The sequence below is a fragment of the Providencia sp. 2.29 genome (genome assembly GCF_015832305.1).
GTDB classification, from domain to species: Bacteria; Pseudomonadota; Gammaproteobacteria; order Enterobacterales; family Enterobacteriaceae; genus Providencia; species Providencia stuartii.
Genome location: NZ_CP065420.1, coordinates 3,518,276 through 3,542,400, shown reverse-complemented (window position 1 = coordinate 3,542,400; position 24,125 = coordinate 3,518,276). Strand labels below are relative to the sequence as shown.

At 42.6% G+C, this 24,125-nt stretch carries 23 protein-coding genes and 1 pseudogene; 8 read left to right on the top strand and 16 right to left on the bottom strand.

The window, feature by feature from the left end; genetic code table 11:
- Window positions 1–2 precede the first annotated feature (2 nt).
- From mrdB to rsfS, 4 genes are read right to left on the bottom strand one after another with little or no spacing between them, the layout of a single operon-like run.
- Window positions 3–1,115: a peptidoglycan glycosyltransferase MrdB gene (gene mrdB, locus I3B46_RS16735; protein ID WP_004917618.1), complete on the bottom strand. Its 1,113-nt coding sequence runs from the start codon at window positions 1,113–1,115 to the stop codon at window positions 3–5.
- A 4-nt stretch (window positions 1,116–1,119) separates the two neighbouring features.
- Window positions 1,120–3,009 carry a peptidoglycan DD-transpeptidase MrdA gene (gene mrdA, locus I3B46_RS16730; RefSeq protein ID WP_004917620.1) on the bottom strand — a complete coding sequence of 630 codons (1,890 nt, stop codon included), beginning with the start codon at window positions 3,007–3,009 and terminating at the stop codon, window positions 1,120–1,122.
- 32 nt (window positions 3,010–3,041) lie between these two features.
- Window positions 3,042–3,512, bottom strand: a complete 471-nt coding sequence (gene rlmH, locus I3B46_RS16725; RefSeq protein ID WP_004917624.1) for a 23S rRNA (pseudouridine(1915)-N(3))-methyltransferase RlmH — start codon at window positions 3,510–3,512, stop codon at window positions 3,042–3,044.
- A 2-nt stretch (window positions 3,513–3,514) separates the two neighbouring features.
- Window positions 3,515–3,841, bottom strand: coding sequence for a ribosome silencing factor (rsfS, locus tag I3B46_RS16720; RefSeq protein ID WP_004917626.1), 327 nt, complete (start codon window positions 3,839–3,841; stop codon window positions 3,515–3,517).
- A 315-nt stretch (window positions 3,842–4,156) separates the two neighbouring features.
- Here rsfS and I3B46_RS22535 point away from each other — a divergent pair, with 315 nt between their 5' ends.
- Entirely contained in the window at window positions 4,157–4,879 is a 723-nt protein-coding gene (locus I3B46_RS22535; protein ID WP_223854701.1) for a YbgA family protein, read from the top strand.
- Here I3B46_RS22535 and nadD read toward each other — a convergent pair.
- Genes nadD through leuS form a run of 4 tightly spaced genes read right to left on the bottom strand, consistent with a single transcriptional unit; the run spans window position 4,870 to window position 9,684 of the window.
- On the bottom strand, window positions 4,870–5,526 hold the full coding sequence (gene nadD / locus I3B46_RS16710) for a nicotinate-nucleotide adenylyltransferase (protein ID WP_104873327.1): 657 nt from the start codon (window positions 5,524–5,526) through the stop codon (window positions 4,870–4,872). The two genes, I3B46_RS22535 and nadD, sit on opposite strands and share 10 nt — an antisense overlap.
- Window positions 5,516–6,550 carry a DNA polymerase III subunit delta gene (gene holA / locus I3B46_RS16705; protein ID WP_104873328.1) on the bottom strand — a complete coding sequence of 345 codons (1,035 nt, stop codon included), beginning with the start codon at window positions 6,548–6,550 and terminating at the stop codon, window positions 5,516–5,518. The genes nadD and holA overlap by 11 nt, the downstream gene beginning before the upstream one ends.
- Window positions 6,550–7,089, bottom strand: coding sequence for an LPS assembly lipoprotein LptE (gene lptE, locus I3B46_RS16700; protein WP_014657715.1), 540 nt, complete (start codon window positions 7,087–7,089; stop codon window positions 6,550–6,552). Before lptE ends, holA begins: the two co-directional genes overlap by 1 nt.
- Window positions 7,090–7,101: 12 nt before the next feature.
- Complete coding sequence (gene leuS / locus I3B46_RS16695; protein WP_004917635.1) at window positions 7,102–9,684, bottom strand: leucine--tRNA ligase; 2,583 nt, start codon at window positions 9,682–9,684, stop codon at window positions 7,102–7,104.
- Between the two features lie 431 nt (window positions 9,685–10,115).
- Between leuS and I3B46_RS21910 the strand changes: the two are divergent.
- Window positions 10,116–10,516, top strand: a pseudogene (locus I3B46_RS21910) (GFA family protein).
- A 10-nt stretch (window positions 10,517–10,526) separates the two neighbouring features.
- Here the strand turns inward: I3B46_RS21910 and I3B46_RS16690 are convergent.
- The 5 genes from I3B46_RS16690 to I3B46_RS16670 form a co-directional block, all read right to left on the bottom strand.
- Entirely contained in the window at window positions 10,527–11,060 is a 534-nt protein-coding gene (locus I3B46_RS16690) for a GNAT family N-acetyltransferase (protein ID WP_036943465.1), read from the bottom strand.
- 159 nt (window positions 11,061–11,219) lie between these two features.
- Window positions 11,220–11,945 carry an amino acid ABC transporter ATP-binding protein gene (locus I3B46_RS16685; protein ID WP_004917638.1) on the bottom strand — a complete coding sequence of 242 codons (726 nt, stop codon included), beginning with the start codon at window positions 11,943–11,945 and terminating at the stop codon, window positions 11,220–11,222.
- On the bottom strand, window positions 11,942–12,622 hold the full coding sequence (gltK, locus tag I3B46_RS16680; RefSeq protein WP_004917639.1) for a glutamate/aspartate ABC transporter permease GltK: 681 nt from the start codon (window positions 12,620–12,622) through the stop codon (window positions 11,942–11,944). Before gltK ends, I3B46_RS16685 begins: the two co-directional genes overlap by 4 nt.
- 1 nt (window position 12,623) lies before the next feature.
- Entirely contained in the window at window positions 12,624–13,364 is a 741-nt protein-coding gene (locus tag I3B46_RS16675; RefSeq protein ID WP_004917640.1) for an amino acid ABC transporter permease, read from the bottom strand.
- Between the two features lie 114 nt (window positions 13,365–13,478).
- Window positions 13,479–14,372 (bottom strand): amino acid ABC transporter substrate-binding protein, encoded by an 894-nt coding sequence (locus tag I3B46_RS16670; RefSeq protein WP_014657717.1) that lies wholly within the window; start codon window positions 14,370–14,372, stop codon window positions 13,479–13,481.
- Between the two features lie 482 nt (window positions 14,373–14,854).
- Between I3B46_RS16670 and I3B46_RS16665 the strand changes: the two genes are divergently transcribed.
- Genes I3B46_RS16665 through I3B46_RS16650 form a run of 4 tightly spaced genes read left to right on the top strand, consistent with a single transcriptional unit; the run spans window position 14,855 to window position 18,588 of the window.
- Window positions 14,855–15,250 (top strand): metal resistance protein, encoded by a 396-nt coding sequence (locus I3B46_RS16665; RefSeq protein ID WP_104873330.1) that lies wholly within the window; start codon window positions 14,855–14,857, stop codon window positions 15,248–15,250.
- Window positions 15,251–15,297: 47 nt separating this feature from the next.
- Window positions 15,298–17,355, top strand: coding sequence for a protein-disulfide reductase DsbD family protein (locus I3B46_RS16660; protein WP_104873331.1), 2,058 nt, complete (start codon window positions 15,298–15,300; stop codon window positions 17,353–17,355).
- Complete coding sequence (locus tag I3B46_RS16655) at window positions 17,352–18,080, top strand: DsbA family protein (protein WP_004917644.1); 729 nt, start codon at window positions 17,352–17,354, stop codon at window positions 18,078–18,080. Before I3B46_RS16660 ends, I3B46_RS16655 begins: the two co-directional genes overlap by 4 nt.
- Before the next feature lie 7 nt (window positions 18,081–18,087).
- Window positions 18,088–18,588, top strand: a complete 501-nt coding sequence (locus tag I3B46_RS16650; RefSeq protein ID WP_004917645.1) for a protein disulfide oxidoreductase — start codon at window positions 18,088–18,090, stop codon at window positions 18,586–18,588.
- Window positions 18,589–18,662: 74 nt separating this feature from the next.
- Here the strand turns inward: I3B46_RS16650 and I3B46_RS16645 are convergent, their stop codons facing one another.
- Entirely contained in the window at window positions 18,663–19,376 is a 714-nt protein-coding gene (locus I3B46_RS16645; RefSeq protein ID WP_004917646.1) for an NUDIX hydrolase, read from the bottom strand.
- 150 nt (window positions 19,377–19,526) lie between these two features.
- Here I3B46_RS16645 and I3B46_RS16640 point away from each other — a divergent pair, with 150 nt between their 5' ends.
- Window positions 19,527–20,549, top strand: coding sequence for an SPFH domain-containing protein (locus tag I3B46_RS16640; RefSeq protein WP_004917647.1), 1,023 nt, complete (start codon window positions 19,527–19,529; stop codon window positions 20,547–20,549).
- Window positions 20,546–21,469: a sugar kinase gene (locus tag I3B46_RS16635; protein ID WP_040132903.1), complete on the top strand. Its 924-nt coding sequence runs from the start codon at window positions 20,546–20,548 to the stop codon at window positions 21,467–21,469. Before I3B46_RS16640 ends, I3B46_RS16635 begins: the two co-directional genes overlap by 4 nt.
- A 70-nt stretch (window positions 21,470–21,539) precedes the next feature.
- Here the strand turns inward: I3B46_RS16635 and lnt are convergent, their stop codons facing one another.
- Both lnt and corC read right to left on the bottom strand, forming a co-directional pair.
- The gene (gene lnt, locus I3B46_RS16630; protein WP_060560654.1) at window positions 21,540–23,084 is read right to left on the bottom strand and encodes an apolipoprotein N-acyltransferase; all 1,545 of its coding nucleotides are present in this window, start codon (window positions 23,082–23,084) and stop codon (window positions 21,540–21,542) included.
- Complete coding sequence (corC, locus tag I3B46_RS16625; RefSeq protein ID WP_014657724.1) at window positions 23,084–23,968, bottom strand: CNNM family magnesium/cobalt transport protein CorC; 885 nt, start codon at window positions 23,966–23,968, stop codon at window positions 23,084–23,086. Before corC ends, lnt begins: the two co-directional genes overlap by 1 nt.
- Window positions 23,969–24,125: the final 157 nt, after the last annotated feature.

Sequence of the window (24,125 nt, the reverse complement as noted above, 5' to 3'; positions counted from 1 at the left end):
TTTTATAAACTCTTGGAAAGAAATTTTCTGTGTGTATGAATAGACATGATAATACCGAATCCGGCCATTAAAACAATCAGTGCCGATCCCCCATAACTGACGAGCGGTAGAGGTACTCCAACCACAGGTAAGATACCACTAACCATGCCAATATTAACGAATACATAAACAAAGAGGATCAACATTAAGCCACCAGCCATGACGCGACCAAAGGTGTTTTGTGCGTTTGCTGCGATATAAAGCCCACGCATGATCAGTAACAGATATAAGCCGAGTAAGACCAATACACCAATTAAGCCAAGCTCCTCCGCTAATACGGCAAAAATAAAGTCAGTATGGCGCTCAGGTAGAAACTCAAGCTGTGATTGTGTTCCATGTAGCCAGCCTTTACCCATCAGCCCCCCAGAACCAATCGCGATTTTTGATTGGATAATATGATAACCAGCGCCTAATGGGTCGGTTTCAGGGTCGAGTAGCATCATGACGCGAGTTCGTTGGTAATCATGCATCAAGAAAAACCACAATAGCGGAATAAAAGCGGCAAGGGCGGTTGCGGCGATAGTGATTAAACGCCAGCTCATTCCTGCTAAAAAGAGCACAAATATCCCCGATGCGGCAACTAAGATAGAGGTACCAAGGTCGGGTTGGGCGGCAACTAACAAGGTAGGCGTAAAAATAAGCACGAGCGCTATCATGGTATTTTTTAGTGATGGCGGACAGAGGTCTCGGTTCATAAAGCGTGCCACCATCAAAGGAACCGCTATTTTAGCAATTTCGGAAGGCTGGAAGCGGATAATCCCCAGATCGAGCCACCGTTGTGCCCCTTTACTGATTTGCCCGAAAACATCGACAAAAATTAGCAAAATAACGCAAAAGATATATAAATGAGGGGCAAGGTTTTCATATAGGCGCGGAGGAATTTGTGCCATGATGATCATGACGATAAATCCTGAAGCGATTTGCCCCAATTTTCTTTCCATCATTTCAGGGTCTTGCCCGCTAGCACTCCACATAATAAACGCACTGTAAGCAAGTAACGCTAAAATAATTAACAGCATAGGCACATCGATGTGCAGGCGCGCTGAGAGTGATAATTTTTTCTTATCGTCTGTCATAGTGTTAACGGTCTTCCTCAGTGCCTGTTGGTACGCTATTAACCTCTATTTTATTATCACCTAATAAAACATGGTCAAATATTTGCCTAACGATATCGCCGACAGAAGGGCCAGCGCCACCATTTTCTAAAATAATGGCGACCGCAACGGTTGGTTTATCGTAGGGGGCATAGGCAATCATTAGTTTATGATCGCGTAAATGCTCGGCTAATTTGCTGGCGTTATAGGTTTCGTAACTAAACACCTGAGCAGTTCCTGATTTCGCTGCTGCCTTATATGGCGTGCCGATAAAACTACGTCTTCCTGTACCGTTTGGTGCATTGGCGACACCGTACATTCCTTGCTTCGCGAGCTCCCAATAACCTGAATGGATATCACCAATCTGAGCCGTCTCTTTATCTTCGTAAGGCACCATCGCATTGCCGAGCTTGGTGCCATACAATAAATGAGGGGTTTTCACTTGACCGTCATTGATGAGTGTCATCAAGGCTTTTGACATTTGAATTGGCGTTGCGGTCCAGTAGCCTTGTCCAATGCCGACAGGTATAGTATCCCCTTGATACCAAGGTTTTTTATAGCGTTTTTGCTTCCACTCTCGAGTCGGCATAATACCTGCTCGCTCTTCGGCAAGGTCGATACCAGTATAATCGCCAAAGCCAAATTTCTTCATCCAATCGGATATTCTATCAATCCCCATATCATAGGCGACTTGATAGAAGAACGTATCCGCAGACTCAATGATTGACTTCACCACATTTAATTTGCCATGCCCCCAACGCTTCCAGTCACGATAGCGTTTTTCAGAGCCTGGAAGCTGCCACCAACCTGGGTCAAAGATAGTCGTTGAAGGGGTGATCACCTTTTCGCTTAACGCCGCAACCGAAATAAAAGGTTTTACGGTTGAAGCGGGAGGATAAAGGCCTTGAGTTGTTCGGTTAATTAACGGCCTATCAGGGTTGTTTAAGAGTGCTTGATAGTCTTTGTTTGATATACCGTTAACAAATAAGTTCGGGTCATAGCTTGGGTTAGAGACCAATGCCAATATTTCACCATTACGCGGGTCAGTGACAACCACCGCGGCACGACTCGTTGTCAGCAGTTTTTCAATATAAATTTGCAGTTCAAGATCGATAGTTAAGTAGATATCTCGGCCTGCTTGCGGCGGTTGCTCATGTAGCTGGCGGATAACACGCCCGCGGCTATTCACTTCAACCTCTTCATAGCCTGTTTTCCCATGCAACACATCTTCATAGTAGCGCTCGATGCCTAATTTACCGATATCATGGCTGGCGGCATAGTTAGGCAGTTTTCCTTCTTTATCAAGGCGCTCTACGTCTTTATCGTTGATCTTAGCAACATAACCAATGACATGGGTTAATGCCGAGCCATAAGGATAGGAGCGACGTTGGTAGCTTTTTACTTCAAGCCCAGGGAAACGGTATTGGTTAACGGCAAAGCGCGCTACTTGTACTTCGTTTAGCTGTGTTTTTAGGGGGATAGAGGTAAAACGGCGGGAGCGTTTACGCTCTTTTTCAAAGTTAGCAATATCCTCATCGGTTAGACCGATGACATCACGCAGTTTATCCAGCGTGTCTTGGAGATCGGCCACTTTTTCAGGCACAATTTCTAATTGGTAAAAGGTGCTATTTAAGGCTAATTGTCTGCCATTGCGGTCATAAATAATCCCGCGGCTAGGGGCAATGGGAACGAGTTTTATCCGGTTATCATTTGATCTTGTTTGATAATCCTCGTGGCGAACAACTTGTATATGATAGAGATTAGTAACAAGAACAGCAGTTAATAGCACAATGACGCCGAATGCAATTAATGCTCGGCGAATAAATAACATTGATTCTGCTGTATGGTCGCGAAAAGGGGTGCGTTGATTTTTCATCCCACTGCCATATTGAACATATTAAAAACTGACTATTCCCGATGATAAGGGTGGTTAGTCGTAATACTCCACGCACGATAAAGACTTTCTGCAACAAGTACTCTAACAAGAGGGTGGGGCAGTGTCAGTGGAGATAATGACCAACTTTGCATGGCGGCTTCTTTACAAGCAGGTGCAAGTCCTTCAGGGCCACCGATGAGCAGGCTAACATTGCGACCATCTTGTTTCCAATTTTCAAGTTGGTTAGCAAGTTTTGGGGTATCCCACTTCTCACCGGGTATATCCAATGTGACAATCCGATTACCTTTGCCGACGGCTGCCAGCATCAGTTCACCTTCTTTCTCGAGAATGCGTTTAATATCTGCGTTTTTCCCGCGTTTCCCTGCTGGGATCTCAATCAGTTCGAAAGGCATATCTTTAGGGAAACGATGGAGATAATCCATAAAGCCGGTCTGAACCCAGTCCGGCATTTTTGTACCTACAGCAATGAGTTGTAATTTCAAACTCAGCTCCAGAGTTTCTCAAGTTCATACATACGACGGCTTTCGTCTTGCATGATATGAACAATAGCTTCACCAAGATCAACCACAATCCAGTCAGAAACCCCTTGGCCTTCAACACCGAGTGGGTGCAAGCCATTTTTACGGCAAGCTTCAATTAACCGGTCTGCAACAGACATTAAGTGACGACTTGATGTCCCAGTGCAGATGATCATTTGATCAGTGATACTTGATTTACCATGAACATCGATCGAGATGATATCTTCAGCTTTTGCATCGTCAAGCTGATTGATAATAAATTGTTGGAGTTCAGTTCCTTGCAAAAGGTTCACCTTTTATTCTAATTATACTCAGCCAATACATAATGCCAGTAGCTATCCCTTAGAAGCTATTGGCGCCACTAATTAGGAGACAACTCGAAGTATGACGGGTATAACGTTAAACACTGTTTGTAATATACCTGTTAAGGCAGGGACATTTTACCCTAGATTTTCAGAAAAATCGGCTAAATTATTTTATATTCCTTAAGGTGTGTGATTTATATGAATAACTGGCGTTCAGGGCAAGAAATTTGTACAAACTTTACAAAGTGATAAATCAATAATCAGCCATCGTGAGTTTTATCTCGCAAAGCAAAGGAGCCATGCGTGGAATCAATAATGTTTAATGTTGTTCTGTTTGGGGATGTTGAATTTCCTGCCGAGGATATCACCTCATTAACGGAGTCACATATTAAGTTGATTCCCATTACGGCCCTGACAGAGATAAAGTTTGCATATCAAGGGGTAATTTGTGATGAGGGAGCTCGTCAGCAACTCCTTGAACAACTTCCTGAAAACACACCACTGTTAACTACGCAGGAATGGTCATGTCCAGAGCATCTCGATCGGTTTCTTATTCAACTGTATACCGGATATCGATTAACGCAATTAGCTAAGAATTTAACGCACCACCAAATTATTTGTTTTCACAGTCGTCATAAATATTTATTGATGGCTTATTCCCCGAAGGGATATAAAGCAACAGGTAAATTTGTGGCGGGTATTCAAAAAAATAGCGAACTCACTGAGGTTTACACCCAATATCGTTATCAACTACTGGCTATTTTAGCCACAACACCAGCTCGCAAGTTACAAGTCAATGCGCTTCAACATATACAAGGCTATTTTAAATATAAAGCGACAAGAGATGAAAAAGTCCGTTTGGGGTGGCTAATCAATGATTATCAAGCGGGTTATCTTTCTATTAATAATCCGTTATCGATGATATTGCAGTTGCTCACTCAATACCCTGATAGTTATATCAGTGAGCAACTTTACTTATCACCATATCCGGGATGTGAAAAAATCAGAGCATTACTTCAATTTTGATAGAGGTGCTGCTGTTTGATATAAGCCATGACAGAAGCGGGGATCAAATCATCATTTAGATGGCCGGCACTTAAGCTATGACGGATTTCGGTGGCTGAAATATCAATGAGTGGCGTATCACCAAGGAAAATATAACCGTTCGGTGCTTGGCTCAGCTTATTGGTATCCTCTGTTCTGTGTTTTTTTAACCATGCTTGCATTTGCGGCTCACTGAAATTGGTCGCATAACCGGGGCGTGAGCAAACTAATAAATGGCATTTATCCAACAGCTGTTCCCAACCATTCCATGTCTGGATCGACAATAACGAATCTTGACCAATAATGAATGCTAACGGCTGCTCTGGACCCATCTCAGTACGTAATGAGGTTAAGGTTTCTATCGTGTAGGATGGGCTATTACGCTCAAGCTCTCTGGTATCGATGGTAAACAGCGGGTTATTTTGTATCGCTAGACGTACCATGTCTAATCGTTGAGCTGGGCTAGCTTCTGGTTGAGGTCGGTGCGGCGGCACATGATTTGGCAACAAAATCACTTTTTGTAAGCCAACTTGCTTGGCTAATGCTTCTACTGGGCGTAGATGGCCATAATGTATCGGGTCAAATGTCCCACCAAATAACGCTTGAAGGCCTTTGGTCTTAAAGGTCATGGATAAAACTCTCTGGTAAGGCTTTAGTACATACTAACATAGACAAGGATTGTAGGTCAGGCCACACCGAGTGGCTAAAGTCTTGTTTGGCATGTAGCTCTGCTTGTGTTAGCAACAAAAGTGCGGATTGTAATTGATGTAAGCTTAGACGTTGTAATGCTGCGCTCAATAATGGTCGGCGGCTTTGCCAAATCTTATGCTGATCAAACAAGGTTTTTAATGGCGTGGTAACCGATTGGCGTTTTAATGTCAGTAGTAGCATTAATTCACGTTGGATAGCCCGTAAGAGGATGACCGTTTCAGTATCTTCACGTTGAAGCTGTTCGAGAATATGCCAAGCGCGCCGTGATTTGCCGGCTAATAAGGCATCAACCCAATGATACGGCGTAAAATGTGCAGCATCATTCACGGCAGTTTCGACACGTGGCAAGGTTAATTTACCATCGGGGTAGAGTAGCGATAATCGCTCAAGTGCTTGTGCCAACGCGAGTAAATTCCCTTCATAACAGTAGCAAAGGAGTTGGTTGGCCTCTGTTTCTAAAGAGAGCTGCATATTGTGCGCCCGTTTTGCAACCCATTGAGGTAGGCGCTGATATTCAGGCGTTAGACAACTGATATAGACAGCTTCATGGCTGATAGCTTTAAACCAAGCACTGTTTTCTTGTGCTTTGGTGAGTTTTTGCCCGCGAAGCAATAGCAGGATATCTGGGTGAAGAAGTTGAGATAATTGAATCAGCTTTTCCGCCATGGCAGCACTAGGGCCATTTTCTGGCAGGATCAACGTCAGTGATTGACGGCTTGTAAATAGGCTCAGGGCTTGGCAGAGGCTGAATATTTCGTCCCAATCAGTGTGCTGTTCAAGTGAAAAGGTGAAATGCTCTTCAAACCCTTGAGTTTGAGCCGTTTTTAGGATGGCATCTTGGCTTTCTTGAATTAATAGGGGCTCATTGCCCCAGATTAAATAGCGGCCTCTCAGAGACTCTTGTAACTGAGAGGTCAACTGTTCAGGATAGATACGGATCATTATGGTTCAACAACAGGAACAACAGCTTTAGCGTTAGCTTTCTCAAGTTCGGCAGTATGAACAATTAACAGTTTACGGACTAATATCCGCGCTGCTTGTTCCCGCATCTCTTGTTTAACCAATTCATTTTCAGCATCTTTTGCAAGAGCTTCTAATGGGTTATCAAAGAAAGTACGCTCAACTTGGCTTTGTAACGGGTAAACCGAACCATTTGGCATCATGACTTGAGCATTGAGCACAAAGGTCAATTGTTTCTCTGCCGCTTTACCATCTTGGTAAATCGATACGGTTTCTGTTTTTTCTGACGATCCCGTAATTTTTAAAATTGGGATATCAGCGCTGCCATTTTCAACAAGCGTCACATTATTGAGCCTGAGTTGCTCCCTAACGGCTCTGGTTAGAGAGCTATAAGGTGCATTAGAACTTAACTGTAACGTCTTCAGTTCCTCAGGGATCTGTGTCGTTCCTTGAAGGCGAAAACCGCAACCTGCGGTGACTAGCACCGACAGGCTCAGTAATAAAGTTATCAGATAGCGCACCTGGCCTCCTTATCAGCCAACAACCAAGTTTAGTAATTTACCTGGTACATAAATTACTTTACGAATAGTAACGCCTTCGAGGTATTTCGAGACGCTATACTCTTTTGTTGCCATATCTAACACAAAGTCTTGCACTGCATCAGCAGGTACAGTGATACGACCACGCACTTTACCATTAACTTGGATAACGACTAATTTAGTGTCATCAACCATGGCTTTTTCGTCAGCGACAGGCCAGCTTGCAAAATCGACATCATCGGTGTGACCTAATGCTTTCCACATTTCGAAACATGCATGTGGAATAATAGGTGACAGCATCAAGGTGATCGCTTCAAGTGACTCTTGCATCAATGCACGATCTTGTTCGGTCTCTTGTGGTGCACGAACTAATTTGTTCATGAACTCCATGATAGCGGCAATCGCAGTGTTAAACGCATAGCGACGGTCAAAATCATCGGTCACTTTAGCAATGGTTTTATGTAAGTCGCGACGTAAGTCTTTCTGCTCTGTCGTTAATGTGCTGACATCAAGCGGCTGAGTTGCCCCTTTTTGTGAGTGCTCATGAACGATACGCCATACACGACGGACAAAACGGTTTGCCCCTTCGACGCTAGACTCTTGCCATTCAAGGGTTAGCTCTGGTGGTGCCGCAAACATCATAAATAGGCGCACGGTATCGGCACCGTATTTTTCAACCATCAATTGTGGGTCAATACCATTGTTTTTCGACTTAGACATTTTGCTCATGCCAGTATAAACCAGCTCATGTCCTTCGGTATCAACGGCTTTGATAATACGGTTTTTGTCGTCACGCTCTACAGTGACATCACTTGGCGAAACCCAAACACGCTGACCATCACTGCCGGTATAGTAGAAGGCATCTGCCAGTACCATACCTTGACATAATAGGCGTTTTGCTGGTTCATCTGAGTTGACTAGGCCTGCATCACGCATCAATTTGTGGAAGAAACGGAAATACATTAAGTGCATGATGGCGTGTTCAATACCACCAATGTATTGGTCCACTGGTAACCAGTAATTCGCAGCAGCCGGATCCAACATGCCTTCATCAAATTGTGGGCAAGTGTAACGAGCATAGTACCAAGATGACTCCATAAAGGTGTCAAAGGTATCGGTTTCACGTAAAGCTGGCTGACCATTGATGGTGGTTTTCGCCCATTCTGGATCCGCTTTAATTGGGCTGGTGATACCGTCCATTTCGACATCTTCTGGCAAAATCACTGGCAGTTGATCTTCAGGAACAGGAACAACTGTGCCATCTTCTAATGTTGCCATTGGAATTGGTGCGCCCCAGTAGCGTTGGCGAGAAACACCCCAGTCACGTAAACGGTAGTTCACTTTACGTTGACCCACGCCGATAGCGACTAATTTGTCTGCGATAGCATTGAAGCCAGCGGTATTATCTAAGCCGCTAAATTCGCCTGAGTTGATCAATGCAAATTTTTCAGTCATCGCTTCTTGAGAAATATCAGGCTCATTGCCTTCAGCGTCGGCAATAACCACTTTTAGTGGCAGGTTATATTTATGGGCAAACTCCCAGTCACGTTGGTCGTGAGCAGGTACAGCCATCACCGCACCGGTGCCATATTCCATCAACACAAAGTTGGCTACCCAGATAGGTAATTTTTCTTGGGTGAGTGGATGAATAACATAAAGGCCAGTTGGCATCCCTTTTTTATCCATGGTCGCCATATCAGCTTCGGCTGTTTTGGTATTACGGCATTCATCGATAAAGTTGGCTAATTCGGCATTTTTTTCTGCGGCTTCGAGTGCTAATGGGTGACCCGCGGCAACCGCCACATAAGTTGCACCCATGAAAGTATCAGGGCGAGTGGTATATACGGTTAATTTGTCATCACGATCGGCAACGTTAAAGGTGATTTCGACACCCTCAGAGCGCCCAATCCAGTTACGTTGCATGGTTTTGACTTGCTCAGGCCAATCATCAAGCTTATCAAGATCGTTTAGCAACTCTTCAGCATAATCGGTGATTTTAATAAACCATTGAGGAATTTCTTTACGCTCGACGGGCGTATCACAGCGCCAGCAGCAGCCATCGATAACCTGTTCGTTGGCGAGTACGGTTAAATCATGTGGACACCAGTTTACAGCAGAGGTTTTTTTGTAGACTAAGCCTTTTTCATAGAGCTTAGTAAAGAACCATTGTTCCCAACGATAGTATTCAGGCGTACAAGTGGTAACTTCGCGATCCCAATCGTAGCCAAAGCCCAGCATTTTTAACTGGCCTTTCATGTAATCGATATTGGCATAGGTCCATGGTGCAGGTGCTGTTTTATTTTTGACAGCCGCGCCTTCAGCAGGTAAGCCAAACGCATCCCAACCGATTGGTTGTAAAACGTTTTTACCTAATAGGCGTTGATAACGGGAGATCACATCACCCATAGTGTAGTTGCGCACATGGCCCATGTGTAGTCGACCAGAAGGGTAAGGTAGCATGGACAGGCAGTAGTATTTCTCTTTGCTGTTGTCTTCTGTCACTTTAAATGTGGCTTTTTCATCCCAGTGACGCTGTACTTTTGGCTCTATATCTTCTGGACGATATTGTTCTTGCATGGCACCGATAATCCTATGGTGAATAAATGCTACTCAGTAGCGTTAATGTCTTTCTATAAGTTAGATCCGCATAGCATAGCGGATCCTACCCTAAAACAACAATAGTTGATTAGCTGAACCGACGGGGAAAGCTGGATATTGTTTTTGGGGGGCGGTGTCAGAATATTTTATTCCGATGAGCATCAAACTTAACTAAAAAACAGTAAGATTGGTAGTGTTTCACGCAAAAAAACTCAAAAAGCCAGCAAATATTGGGCAATACATAGGGAGGGGTATTTATTCACTCTATTTTATTAGCACTAAAGTGCAAAGATCCCCTAGAAACATAAAAAAGCATCAATAAATTACATCAATTAACAAAACCTATTTGAGTTGTTTGAGTACCTTAATCCACTGATTTCGTTTTTGCCTATGCTATTAGGGAGGGCGTTGTGATTGAAAAACAAGTTCAGAGCCATTGTGGTACAGTGAAATTTAAGGTTGCGTTGACTGATAGATATAACACAGCAAGAAGATGTCACTGCCCTTTTTGCCGAATGTGTGGGGCAATCGCAACCTTTGCGCCCTTGTCAGAGACACTATTTTAGAAGGAAAAGATAAACTAACGGAATATCGTTTTAACACAAAGCAAGCCGCCCTCTTTTTATTCAATCTGCGGAATTTATACTTTTCATCAAAGACGCTCACCCCCACAAGAGTATGGAGTAAAGGTTGCTTGCATTGAAGGTGTCTCTCCCTTTGATTTTGCATCGGTCAATGTGATGGATGGAAGACATCTTCCGAAAGAGAGGGAGGTGTTGTTGGTCAACTTATTTATAAAAGTAAACATTGAACGCTAATGTTTATAATGTCTTATACCAAAATAATGCGACTTCATGGGCATTTTCCGTGCATAAATAGAGCGCTTTATCATAACCATGAATGCGAAAACCGTGTTTGTGATAGAACTTAGCGGCTGTGGTATTCGTAGATTGAGATTCTAATCTGATGTGATGTAAACCATTGTCGGTTGCCCAAGCTTCAATTTTTTCTAGTAATTGTTTGGCGATACCTTTACCTCTATATGGCTCATCGATGGCCAATTCATCAAGTTGAGCCATTCCATTCCAGCAAAGACTTGCACAGGCATAGCCAATCGTTTTATCCCCCAATTTCGCAACATATAAAACACCTAAACTTTCTTGTTCATTCAACCACTGCTCTGGAGAGAAATGATAATCCTTTAGGTAGGGCTTAATCGCTTTTTTCCTGTTTATATCGTCATAGGGATGGAGTAACTCATCAGTTATCATCACATTAAAATTACAGGCAGAAACATCCAGAACCGTATCGTCTTGTAAAGGGATAATTGTTATTTGTTGATCATTTTTCATCATGAGGCTTAGATTATTAGATTGATATTAATTGGGTTTTTAATCTATATCTGTATGTATTGTCGGGCAACAAATATTTAGATAAAACAAAATAGAAAGGTATAAGAGTGTCGTGCAGGGGGCAGCCATAGAGAGGTAGTCTCTCCCTATGGCTTGCAATAATTAATGCAGTATTTTCGCGAGGAAATCTTTAGCTCTATCAGATTGCGGATTAGCAAAAAAGTCTTCTTTTTTACTGTCTTCAACAATCTTTCCTTCATCCATAAAAATCACACGGTTAGCGACTTTCTTAGCGAAACCCATTTCGTGGGTAACGACCATCATAGTCATACCCTCGTTTGCTAATTCGACCATAACATCAAGCACTTCATTGATCATTTCAGGGTCAAGTGCTGATGTTGGCTCGTCAAATAACATTGCAACGGGATCCATACACAAGGCTCGAGCAATTGCCACACGCTGCTGCTGCCCACCCGAAAGCTGGGAAGGAAACTTATTTGCATGGCTTGCTAGCCCAACGCGTTCGAGTAATTTCAACCCTTTTGCTTCAGCCTCTTTTTTATTTCTATTTAGCACCTTTACTTGAGCCAGTGTTAAATTTTCTATAATAGAAAGATGCGGGAATAGCTCAAAGTGTTGGAATACCATGCCAACTTTAGAGCGAAGTTTTGCCAAATCAGTTTTTTTATCATTGACTTGGATACCATTTACAAAAATTTCACCCTGTTGAACTGGCTCAAGGCCATTCACTGTTTTTATTAATGTGGATTTACCAGAGCCTGATGGTCCACAGACAACCACGACTTCGCCTTTTTTGACTTCAGTTGTACAGTCTGTGAGTACCTGAAACTGGCCATACCATTTAGAGATATTTTTCAGGGTAATCATGTAACAGTCCTTTTCTTAAGATAATTCACCAGCATTGAAGCGCCGAAACTGATAATAAAGTACACGAAACCTGCAAACAATATCATTTCTACTTGTGTACCATCACGCTCACCAATATTGGTTGCCGTACGGAAGAAATCCGTCAAACTCAGTACATAAACTAATGATGAATCCTGAAATAGCACAATGCCTTGTGTTAATAACAGAGGGATCATCGCTTTAAAGGCTTGAGGCAAGATGACTAACCTCATTGTTTGCATATGCGTCATGCCCAGTGCAAGTGCGGCAGATGCTTGGCCTCGTGAAATACTCTGAATACCTGCTCGAATAATCTCAGAGTAGTAGGCGGCTTCAAAAAGCGAGAAGGCTACCATTGCTGAAATTAAACGGATATCACTTTTTGGTGATATGCCTAGAACATTTTGGACTAAGTTAGGCACAATCAGATAGAACCACAACAATACCATGACTAATGGGATAGAGCGGAACGTATTTACGTACAGTGCAGCGAACCAACTGATAGGTTTAAAAGTAGATAGACGCATCACGGCGAGAACCGTTCCCCACAATATCCCCACGACAATAGCCGTAATGGTAATTTTAGCGGTGACGACTAACCCATCAAGAAGAAATGGCCAACTTGGGGCGATGGAGCTCCAATCAAATTCATAGAACATATTATCGCCCTCCTAATGTGCCGGGTAAGCGAACTTTACGTTCTAACAAATTCATTAACAGCATAATGATCAAATTGATGCCGACATAGGCAAGCGTGATCGCAGTGAATGATTCCCAAGCATGGGCAGAATAATCAAGCAACTTACCTGCTTGGGCTGCCATATCAACGAGGCCGATAGTGGAAGCTATCGCCGAGTTTTTCACTAAGTTAAGCATCTCGGATGTCATTGGTGGCAAAATGACACGATACGCATTGGGTAAAAGCACATAGCGATAAGTTTGTGGCAAGGTCAGCCCCATAGCGAGACCGGCGTTTTTTTGCCCTCTTGGTAATGATTGTATTGCCGCTCTTACCTGTTCAGTCATACGGGCGGCGGTAAATAAACCAAGGCACAGTGTTGAAGAGATAAAAAATTGATAGTTAGGATCTAAGTCCATTTTGAACCAGTCGCCGATAGAACGGGGCAACAGCTCTGGGATCACTAAATACCAAGTAAAAAATTGAACAATTAAAGGGACATTACGAAATAGCTCGACATAAACGGTTCCTATCATCGCTAAAAAGCGATTAGGCACGGTACGTAAAATACCAAAGAACGAGCCGACCAGAAAAGCAATGATCCAAGCACAGATAGAAAGTGCGACAGTGACTTCTAAGCCAGATAATAACCAACCTAAATAGGTGGTATTCCCAAAAGGGGCTTCCTGTAGGAAAATCCCCCAATTCCAATTGATTGACATAATTCTACTTCCTGTGGGCAATTTAGATTGACCCTACTACTGGTGAGAAAGTGCAAGGCGGGGAACGACCGCCTTGCAAATCCCACTTCAGTAACACCCTGTTTGTCTTTTTATTTAGTTAAGTGCTTTGTCATTAGGTGATTTGAACAACTCTTTCATTTCATCTGATAACGTGAATTTCAAGTTAAGATTTTTTGGTGGGATAGGTTGGTTAAACCAACGGTCAAATGATTTCTCAGCCGTACCAGAAGTTTGTGCCTTCGCGATAGTTTCATCGACTAACGCCTTAAACTGAGGATCATCTTTGCGTAGCATACAGCCATAAGCTTCTTCTGTTTGCGGTTTGCCTACAATCTCCCAAATATCTGGTTTTTTCGCTTTTGCACGTTCACCTGCTAACAACGCATCATCCATCATAAAGGCGACAGCGCGGCCAGATTCAAGGGTACGGAATGAGTCACCATGATCTTTTGCACTGATAATGCGCATTTTCATATTTTTTTCGTCGTTAAGTTTATTGAGCAAAATTTCAGACGTTGTTCCAGAGGTAACAACGACGTTTTTACCCGCGAGGTCGGCGAAGTCTTTGACTCCAGAGTCATTTTTAGTAAGTAGACGAGTACCTACTACGAAAATCGTATTTGAAAACGCAGCTTGTTTTTGTCTTTCTAAGTTATTGGTCGTTGAACCACACTCAAAATCATAGGTACCATTTTGTAATAGCGGTATACGGTTTTGTGATGTAATAGGGATAAGCTTAACTTCGAGATTAGGTTTGTTGAGTTTCTTTTTAACCGCATCAACGATTTCATTGGAGTAGTCTTGAGAGTAGCCGACCACTTTTTGGTTGTTGTCATAGTAAGAAAATGGAACGGATGACTCACGGTGGCCAACAACAATCACACCATTGTCGTTAATTTTTTTTAGAGTACCTGTTAGTTCTTCTGCTTGAACGGCACAAGTTGCTCCTAGCACCATCATCGATAATACAATCTTGCTCATACGCATATTTACAGCTCCTTTCTAAGATCGGAGATTTATCTCGTTTGTTGTGCTTGCTGATGTTTCGTGGATGCTATCAATACCACGATCACCTGCTGTATGTTTTAATATTGTTAAAAATTAAAGAAAAATGTTAAACAATGAAAATGAATTGTTTCAAAATCGGGAGCTATCTCGCATATTATTTGGGCAGTTCCTAATTTGTTGCACTATTACTGGGAAAACTTTCCTAAAAAGGGTATTTATGCACCACTAGTGTGAAAAATAATCTCATTTTCCTGTTGCTCGTGGGTATAATGCATCTTGTATGCCAATTTTTATCTTTAGGGGTGTAAATAGGATTGGGTTTGTAAAGTTAGCTCATGCTACTTGTACCGAGTCGTTTGCTGTGTAAGATGTAACCTTGATTAAATTGGTTAAATTTAAATATTGAATTAACTTATCATTATTTAACAGTGTGATTTCAGGACGAAGAAATAGAGACACGCATGAACAGGCAACTCAAATTAGGCAAAGGATTAGTAGTACTCGCCTGTCTGATGGTTTTACTTTGTATTAATCAAAGAGCCGTTGGAGAGCGTCTTTTCGCCCATTTTTCGCCTCAAGACCCTGTCGTGCAAATGCAATCCAATGGTCAGTCTATGGTGTTTAAAACGGCTGTTTCGAGTGAAAAAAACGCGCAATTGTCTTCTTGTGAATTGAGTGCTAAATCACTACTGACATTAAGTCCTGCTGCTATTGAACCTCTCTTTTTTGTTTTCCTTTCTATCACTGCGTTAGGTATTTTTTACTCTAATTTATTTTCACGCAGAGCTAAACGTGAGGATAAACATCCCCCACCAAGAGTTAGGCTCCATTTACAATATTGCAATCTTCGAGATTAGAACACCATCACGTTCAGCTTGTTGGTGTATTTTATTCTGGAGGAATTATGCGTTTTTTAATTAATGCGTTAATTATTTTATCTGCCTTATTTTCGGGAGTGCTACAGGCAGCTGATACTGGCTGGCTAACAGATAAACATAATGACCATGCTCAAGTAAGATTGTTAAGTGCTTCCCAAAAAGATGGGAAGGTTGCTTTATTGTTGGATGTACAACTACAAGATGGTTGGAAAACCTATTGGCGTTCTCCAGGAGAAGGCGGTATTGCGCCGGAAATCAATTGGAAATCACCAGTAACAGATATGGATTGGCAGTGGCCAGCTCCTGGTCGTTTTGATGTTGCAGGTATTTCAACTCAAGGTTATATGGGAGACGTTGTTTTTCCTATCGTCGTTAATGCCGATGAAAAGCTAGATAAACTTTCGGGAGTTTTAACGCTTTCCACCTGTAGCAATGTCTGTATTTTAACGGATTATCCTTTCGAGCTCGATTTGACTGAACCTGAGCCTGAGAATTTTGAGTGGGCATTTAATCAAGCGATGGGGCGTATTCCTCCTACAGCGGGGCTAGTGCAAAACCATAATGTCGGGTTTGATGGTGACAAACTCGTTCTTGAATTACAAAAAGTGGCTGGCGAGCCGTGGAGCCAAAAAGCAGGGGTTTTTACTGATACACCAGAAGGAACCACGCTAGGTGTGCCAAATATTCGTTTATCGGGTGACAAGCTGACGGCGACCGTTGCGGTGAGTGATGATTGGGGAGATAAAGCGCCAGACCTGACAGGAAAACCGTTCTCTTTTGTGGTGACGGATGGCGCGCTTTCACAACAGGTAACAGCGCAAATCACACCTTTTACTGGCGCTACCCAGCAGGATAATGCTGGCGGTGCGATACCTCTTTGGCAGATTTTGGCCTTTGCGTTACTAGGTGGTTTGATTTTAAACCTTATGCCTTGTGTTTTGCCGGTTCTCGCGATGAAGTTAGGCTCGGTCTTGATGGTACCGCAAGGGGAGCAGAAAACCATCCGTCGGCAATTTTTGCTTTCTTCTTCAGGGATCTTAGTCTCTTTCTGGCTATTAGCGTTATTAATGACCTTGTTGCGCGTTGGGCAACAAGCTGTTGGATGGGGGATCCAGTTCCAAAACCCATGGTTTATTGGGTTTATGGTATTAGTGACAGCATTATTTACGGCTAACCTATTTGGTTTGTTTGAGATCCATCTAGGAAGTAAAGCGAGCACTCGTTTAGCGACTGCGGGTGGTCAAGGTAACAGTGGGCATTTCTGGCAAGGTGTGTTTGCAACCTTATTGGCAACCCCCTGTTCTGCACCATTTTTGGGCACAGCAGTGGCGTTTGCACTAGCGGCTCCGATAGGAGAACTCTGGTTAGTCTTTACGGCACTGGGGATCGGAATGAGTTTGCCGTGGCTATTAATCGCCGCTTTCCCTGCTATTTCTCGGCTGTTACCAAAACCTGGGGCTTGGATGAGTAAACTGAGAGTGGTTTTAGGTGTGATGATGCTATTGTCATGTCTATGGTTAATTAGCTTACTGATCCCTCATTTTGGTGAAATGGCTGCCTTAGCTATTGTGATCGTCTTTTTGCTTTTGCTGGTGGTTTTCATTGGCAAAAAATTCAGTTTACGCACTGCGGCAATTTCGTTTGTCCTGTTTGCATTATTAACAGGTGGCTTTGTTTGGGCAACGATGGAGCAAACGACAGGAAGTCGAACCCTTGTTCAGGATAATGTGGATTGGCAACCTCTGAGTGAGGAAGCGATTACACAGGCTCTGTCAGAAAATAAGCGTGTGTTTATTGATGTTACGGCAGATTGGTGTGTAACCTGTAAAGCAAATAAATATAATGTATTGCTAAGAGATGATGTTCAGCAACTCTTGAATGAACCAGATGTGGTCGCATTAAGAGGTGACTGGACTAAGCCATCACCAGAAATTACCGCATTTTTACAAAAACGTGGGCAGGTGGCTGTGCCATTTAATCAAATTTATGGCCCTAGGTTGGCTGAGGGTGAAATACTGTCAACGATACTTGATCGTGAAGTTTTATTATCAATTATGAATGAGGCCAAAGGAGCCGAAAAATGAAAAAAACAATTGTAGCTGTTCTGTTCTCGTCGCTAATGCTAGGTGCAACTGCTCATGCGGCTCCATTAACGTCTGACCAAGAAGCACAAGTGCGTAAGTTGGTACGTGATACCTTGGTTGAAAACCCTGAAATTTTAGAAGAAGCGATTGTTGCACTACAGGCTAAGCAAGGTGAAAAACAGCAAGCTCAAATGAAGGCAACGATTAAAGCCGAGCACGATAAGCTGTTTAATGATCCAGCAAGCCCACGACTGGGTGCCAAAGATGCAAAACTGGTGTTGGTTAACTTCACCGATTATAACTGCCCATTCTGTAAGCGTTTTGATCCACAGCTTGAAGAGATTGTGAAGAAATACCCTGATGTTGCTGTGGTGATAAAACCTCTGCCATTTAAAGGCAAAACATCGCTGGAGTCTTCTCAACTGGTTCTGACATTGTGGGAAAAAGATCCAAAAGCATTCCAAGCACTGCATCAAAAATTTATGCAAAAGCAAGGGATGTTAACTGAAGAAAACATCAAACAGGCGTTGAAAGCGACAGGTAATGAAAAATTAGTCGCTAACGATAAGAGCGAAGAAACTATTCGCACTAACATGATGTTAGCCGAAAAATTAGGGGTTAATGGTACACCTGCAACACTCATTGGTGAAGAAATGATCCCAGGGGCTGTAGATGCTCAACAATTAGAAATGATTGTTAAAGAGCAATTAGCAAAAGTGAAATAAGGTAAATATGGCTAGACTGAAAAAGTGGTCAAAAGAAATTATTGGGTTGGTGGTGATCTTGTTCGTCGTCTTTACCGTAATGGATTTTTGGCGTAAACCTGAAAGCCTAGCACCTATTTTGCTTGAGCCGCAATTACTTGCGACGGGTGAAACCGTATCATTAGCAGAGTTGAGTAAAGAACAACCTGTTTTAGTCTATTTTTGGGCGACATGGTGTGGGGTTTGCAAAATAACCTCTCCAACGGTAGCCGACTTAGCTAAGGCCGGTGTTCCCGTTGTTTCTGTGGCAATACGTTCTGGCAATAGTGAACGTCTGTTATCAGGGATGGAGAAAAAAGAGCTAAATTTCCCAGTAATCAATGATACACAAGGCTCGCTTGCGAATCAGGTTGGCATTAGTGCCACACCGACCTTTATGATCATCGATAACGGTAAAATGGTCAGTTTTACCAGTGGTTATACAAGCTATTGGGGAATAAAAACACGTATGTGGATGGCTTCTTTTTAGTTAATTTCTCGCTAGGCTATTTCAGGCCCTCTTGAAGATATGTTTCAAGGGGGCCTTTGTTTTACCCATCAGGGTTAAAATTCTAAATTACGAATAAAACGGTAATCAGCTGACTCAGGTTTCAGACGATATAAATTAGCTGGACGGCCTGTTTCTTGCCGTTTTTCCCCGGTATCAATCAGTAAATCAGCCTGCTCTAAGCGACGGCGAAAAGATTTTTTTTGCAATGTTTTGCCGATTAATACTTCATGCACATGTTGCAGCTCTGTCAAAGTAAAGACTTCAGGTAAGGCAAAGCCGGGAACAATAGAATAGAGTGATTTTTGTTTTAATCGCTCTCGTGCTTGCTGATAAAGCATCGAGTGGTCAAAGGCTAATGACATGTTTTCAATGTCGCTGATAGCGACCCATTTTGCTGATCCGACACTATCAATGTAGTGCTGACATGCCTGATAGGCGATAAGGGCTGTATAACAGACGGTGACAGACCAACCTCGTTTATCACGAAAATGGTTACCGACAGTACAAAGCTGTTCAATGTAGGGGGGAATGACGCCCGTTTTTTCTTTTAGCTTTCTCAAGATAGCTTGCTCAAGAGTGCTATCTTGCTCTTCATCGATAAACCCGCCAGGTAGCCCCCACATCCCTTTATCTGGATGATTTGCACGCTCAACAAGGAGAACCTTTAACGTCTCTTCATGGTAAGTAAATAGCACCGCATCTACCGTCACTAGTGGCGAAAGATATGCATTCCTATCGTATTTAGATAAATATTCTTGTTCATTCATGAGATGACAACCCACTAAGCTATTTTATGGTTAATAGGGCGATGATACGTTAAAAAAATATTTGTGTCATTAAGACACTTAATGCTTGACACTTTGGTGTCTATAAGACAATAATTAATTATTGTCATAAGGACACTAATGAGGTTAACTATGTTTAATATTAATTATTTCAAAGCAGACTCTTCGACTTTCATTATTAAATCCGTCAACGGAAAAGTGATTAAGCAAGGGAAGGGATTAAGTTTTTGGTATAACTCAGCAACAACATCTATTGCAGCACTACCATTAAATGCGCTTGAAGCGCCGTTTATTTTTAATTTACAAACGGCGGACTTTCAAAGCTTGCGTATTCAAGGGCAAATCTCATTTCGAATTAGCCAACCGGAAAAAACAGCAGAGGTATTGAATTATAACCTGACTCAAGATGGCAGCTCGTATGCGTCTGAGGACCCATTAAAATTAAGCGATAGGGTTGTGCGTAGTGCACAGACTTTAATTCAGGCAAAAATCCAACGCACTGCGATGCGTGATGCATTGTTGATAAGTCAAACATTGATCACAGAGGTCGCCAATCAGTTATCGATACATTCGGCGCTACAAGCATTAGGCATCGATATTCTTGATGTTTCGATTGCAGCCATTACACCATCACCTGAAACATTGAAAGCTCTTGAAGCAGAAGCGAGAGAATCGATTCTAAAAGAGGCCGATGATGCGATTTATGCGAGACGTAAGTTTTCTGTCGAACAAGAGCGTATGCTTAAGGAAGCCGAGCTGGAAACCGATTTATCCGTTCAAAATAAGCAGCAACAAATTGAAGAAGCACGTTTAGAAAATGAACGTCATTTATTGCGTGAACAGGCTGAAATTGAGCAGGAAAAGTTAGCCGCTCAAGTCAATGCCGAAGCTAAACGTAATGAGCTTGTGGCATTAAGCGTTGAAAACCAACGAATTCAATCGGATGCGGATGCTTACGCTATTGAGGTGAAAATGCGTGCTTATCGAGAACTGCCTGTCGAGAATTTAAAAGCGATGGCATTGGCAAAAATGGCACCGGAGCAGTTAATGGCTATGGCGTTTGAATCATTAGCGCTAAATGCAGGGAAAATTGGTGAGTTGAATATATCCCCCGATCTCTTTAGCCAAATATTTAAAAAAGGAGCTAAAGCATGAAAAGAGGAGAGGATGTCCGTTTTGTTTTGATTATGCGTAAAACGCGGTTACAGGCACTGATTGAACGTTTTAATACTTGGCCACAAGCCAAATTTTATTTAGAGCATAATCATGTTGAGGTAAACGATTATCTTGAAGAGCACGATCACTATCAAAAACAATTAGTACAAGCAGAGGCGGTTCTGAAATCAATGGGGCGATTTCAATTGTTAGAACGTTCTTTACTGCCTAGCTACCAATTTACGGCTCGTGATATTGTGATTGTGATAGGACAAGACGGCCTAGTGGCAAATACATTGAAATATTTAAATGGTCAGCCTGTTATCGCAATTAATCCTGATCCTGCAAGATGGGATGGCAAATTATTACCTTTTGAAATAGGCCAACTGCGTGAAGTCGTTTTGAATACGTTAAAGGAAAAGATGCCAAGTAGAACGGTGACTTTTGCTCAGGCGACAACTAATGATGGGCAAACATTACTTGCGGTTAATGATCTATTTATTGGCCCTAAAACCCACACATCGGCACGCTATATTATGAGATGGAATGGGGAACAAGAATTTCAATCCTCCTCGGGGATCATTATTTCAACAGGCTTAGGGTCGACAGGGTGGTTTCAATCGATTTTAGCGGGTGCTCAAGCCGTTATGGGGGTAGCTCATCACCCGTTGTCACAAGGATTTTCTTGGCAAGAAAGGCGACTTCAATTTAGTGTTAGGGAGCCTTTTCCTAGTAAGACAACAGGAACTTCATTTGTTTTCGGTGCGATTGAGGAGAATTCACCGCTGCAACTTGAATCATTGATGCCGGAAAATGGCGTGATTTTTTCCGATGGCATTGAAGATGATTATTTAAATTTTAATGCAGGTTGCATCGCTTCTATTAGCGTTGCGGATGTACAAGGGCAATTGATTGGTTAAATGATAAAATTTAGGCGATGTAAAATAAAATCCCAGTCGTGTGCAATTAATGCAAAGACTGGGATTTTTGTTATTTATCTGAACTTGTTTTTGACCTGCGGCCTCGTGATATGGCTATCAGCATAAATATGATAACAACGCCCCACATTGGCCAATTACTCCAGCGTGCATAAGGTGTTAACCCCGTTGTTGGGGTAATAGATGCAGATAGTGTAGCAGCGGTAAATTGAGGCAACTTAGCTTGGACGGTACCATCTGCTCGAATAATTGCGGTGACGCCATTATTGGTAGCTCTAAGTAGTGGGCGACCAAGCTCCAGCGCTCTCATGCGCGCCATTTGGAAATGTTGCCATGGCCCAATCGACTTACCAAACCACGCATCGTTAGAAATGGTTAAGAGGTAATCGCTATTAGGTTGGAAATTATCGCGAACCTGTGTTCCAAGGATAATTTCATAGCAGATGGCGGCTGTTAGATGCATGTTGCCTACAGCAAGCTGAGCTTGTTGATAATCGCCCCGGCTAAATCCTGACATTGGTAAATTAAATAATGGTGCGATAGGGCGTAAAATATCCTCTAGCGGTACAAACTCACCAAAAGGCACTAAATGGTGCTTGTTATAGCGATTTTTTGATGGGTACAGATAGGGAGTTGTATCCCCTAATACAATGATGGTGTTATAAAACTGATAGTCACCGTCAATAGGACGGGCATCAACAATACCCGTGATCAGTTTGGTCTGGGATTCAGCTAATATTTTGTCCAGTGATTTTAGCCATGCTTGGTTATCTAATTCGACTGACGGCACTGCGGATTCAGGCCAAACAATTAAGGAAGCTTTGCCAATATAAGGGCTAGAAAGCTTAATATAAGTATCTTTGATTTTTTGTAAGTAGCTTGTTTCCCACTTCATGGATTGGGGAATATTGCCTTGTACAAGCGCCACTTCCGTAGTTTTTGACTCCAGAGGGGTATACCACTGATAGCTCTTGATGATTAAAGGAGCGAAAAGTAGTACGGCAGCGGCGACTAACGGCGTAATACGGCGACGTACCAACGCAAGCACGAGTAACCCACTAATACTAAATAATATTAGAGTTATCAGTTCTACACCAAAGATGGGGGCAAGGCCTTTCATTGGGCCATCAATTTGGCTGTAACCGAATTGAAGCCATGGGAAGCCTGTAAGAACCCAACCTCGTAAAAACTCGGTGAGCTGCCAAATGGCTGGAGCGGCAAAGACTAATCGCCATATTGTTGATTGGGGAAAGAATTTGCTGAGTAGATAACCAAATAACCCAGTGTAGAGGGAAAGGTAAGCTGCAAGCAGGATCACCAATAGGACATTAACAACCTCTGGCATTCCACCAAAGTCAGCAATGCTGACATACACCCAATTAACGCCCGAGCCAAATAGCCCAAAGCCCCATGCAAAAGCAATCGAAAAAGCTTGTTTAGGGGAGCGTTGTAGGGTCAGTAGTTGGAGAAATAGGATGGAAAGGAGAGCTGCAGGCCAGAGGTCAAATGGCGAAAAAGCCAGTGTACCACTGGCTCCGAAAATGAAAGCCAGTAGTAGTCTTAACCACTGACTTTGATAGTATGACGTTAAGTTCATTAACTCTTTTCTTCATCTAAGTTTGGTGCAGGCGCGCCATCTGGAATTTTTACGTGAAGTAAAATAATTCGGCGGCTATCCGACATGGCAACTTTAAATTGATAGCCATCTATAGTGATGGATTCACCTCGAGAGGGTAGATGACCAAAGGCTTGCATAACAAGGCCACCGACAGTATCCACTTCTTCGTCGCTAAAGTGAGTCTCAAACGCATCATTGAAGTCTTCAATTTGGGTTAAGGCTCTAACTGAGTAGGAGTGCTGACTTAGCTGACGAATATCGACATCATCTTCATCATCGTACTCATCTTCAATTTCGCCAACAATAAGCTCTAAAATATCTTCAATGGTAACAAGACCAGAGACACCGCCAAACTCATCAATGACAATAGCCATATGATAGCGTAGTGAACGGAACTCTTTTAACAACCGGTCGACCCGTTTGCTTTCAGGTACAACAACCGCTTGGCGCAACACTTTATCAATACTGAATGGCTCAGCGTCTGTACGCATAAATGGCAGCAAATCTTTTGCCATTAGTAGCCCTTCAATATGATCTTTATCTTCGCTGATGACAGGGAAACGTGAGTGTGCGGATTCGATAATAACATCAAGGCACTCATCCAGAGTTTGATTACGTTTTAAGGTTACAATCTGGGAGCGCGGGATCATAATGTCACGTACCCGCTGATCGGCAATATCCATGACGCCTTCTAACATGTCACGGGTATCAGGATCGATAAGGTCGTTCTGCTCGGAATCACGGATCAGCTCGACCAAGTCACCACGGTTTTTAGGTTCAGCGTGGAAGAGTTGGTTTAATAGTGCAAAGAACCCTTTCTTAGGACCAGGGTTGTCACTACTCGAAGAGTTATCGTCGCTCATGGCGTTTTATTAATTATTCCTCAATTGATGATAATGGTTAATTTAGCTAAATAAGTCAATTGCTTAGGTTTTTAACTCTGCCAAATATATATTCAACGGCGTGAGATAACTATGGTATTTACTCCCAAAAAACGCGATTAGACTTATTCAGCTAATA

Bases quoted from the DNA above. Each gene is read 5' to 3' on its own strand.
- I3B46_RS16640 (WP_004917647.1), top strand. From the start codon at position 19,527: ATGTTTAATATTAATTATTTCAAAGCAGACTCTTCGACTTTCATTATT.
- holA (WP_104873328.1), bottom strand. From the start codon at position 6,550: ATGATCCGTATCTATCCTGAACAGTTGACCTCTCAGTTACAAGAGTCT.
- I3B46_RS16645 (WP_004917646.1), bottom strand. From the start codon at position 19,376: ATGAATGAACAAGAATATTTATCTAAATACGATAGGAATGCATATCTT.
- nadD (WP_104873327.1), bottom strand. From the start codon at position 5,526: ATGACCTTTAAGACCAAAGGCCTTCAAGCGTTATTTGGTGGGACATTT.
- mrdA (WP_004917620.1), bottom strand. From the start codon at position 3,009: ATGAAAAATCAACGCACCCCTTTTCGCGACCATACAGCAGAATCAATG.
- I3B46_RS16655 (WP_004917644.1), top strand. From the start codon at position 17,352: ATGAAAAAAACAATTGTAGCTGTTCTGTTCTCGTCGCTAATGCTAGGT.
- leuS (WP_004917635.1), bottom strand. From the start codon at position 9,684: ATGCAAGAACAATATCGTCCAGAAGATATAGAGCCAAAAGTACAGCGT.
- I3B46_RS16635 (WP_040132903.1), top strand. From the start codon at position 20,546: ATGAAAAGAGGAGAGGATGTCCGTTTTGTTTTGATTATGCGTAAAACG.
- I3B46_RS16665 (WP_104873330.1), top strand. From the start codon at position 14,855: ATGAACAGGCAACTCAAATTAGGCAAAGGATTAGTAGTACTCGCCTGT.
- mrdB (WP_004917618.1), bottom strand. From the start codon at position 1,115: ATGACAGACGATAAGAAAAAATTATCACTCTCAGCGCGCCTGCACATC.
- I3B46_RS16650 (WP_004917645.1), top strand. From the start codon at position 18,088: ATGGCTAGACTGAAAAAGTGGTCAAAAGAAATTATTGGGTTGGTGGTG.
- lnt (WP_060560654.1), bottom strand. From the start codon at position 23,084: ATGAACTTAACGTCATACTATCAAAGTCAGTGGTTAAGACTACTACTG.
- gltK (WP_004917639.1), bottom strand. From the start codon at position 12,622: ATGTTCTATGAATTTGATTGGAGCTCCATCGCCCCAAGTTGGCCATTT.
- I3B46_RS16660 (WP_104873331.1), top strand. From the start codon at position 15,298: ATGCGTTTTTTAATTAATGCGTTAATTATTTTATCTGCCTTATTTTCG.
- I3B46_RS16685 (WP_004917638.1), bottom strand. From the start codon at position 11,945: ATGATTACCCTGAAAAATATCTCTAAATGGTATGGCCAGTTTCAGGTA.
- I3B46_RS16670 (WP_014657717.1), bottom strand. From the start codon at position 14,372: ATGCGTATGAGCAAGATTGTATTATCGATGATGGTGCTAGGAGCAACT.
- I3B46_RS16675 (WP_004917640.1), bottom strand. From the start codon at position 13,364: ATGTCAATCAATTGGAATTGGGGGATTTTCCTACAGGAAGCCCCTTTT.
- I3B46_RS16690 (WP_036943465.1), bottom strand. From the start codon at position 11,060: ATGATGAAAAATGATCAACAAATAACAATTATCCCTTTACAAGACGAT.
- corC (WP_014657724.1), bottom strand. From the start codon at position 23,968: ATGAGCGACGATAACTCTTCGAGTAGTGACAACCCTGGTCCTAAGAAA.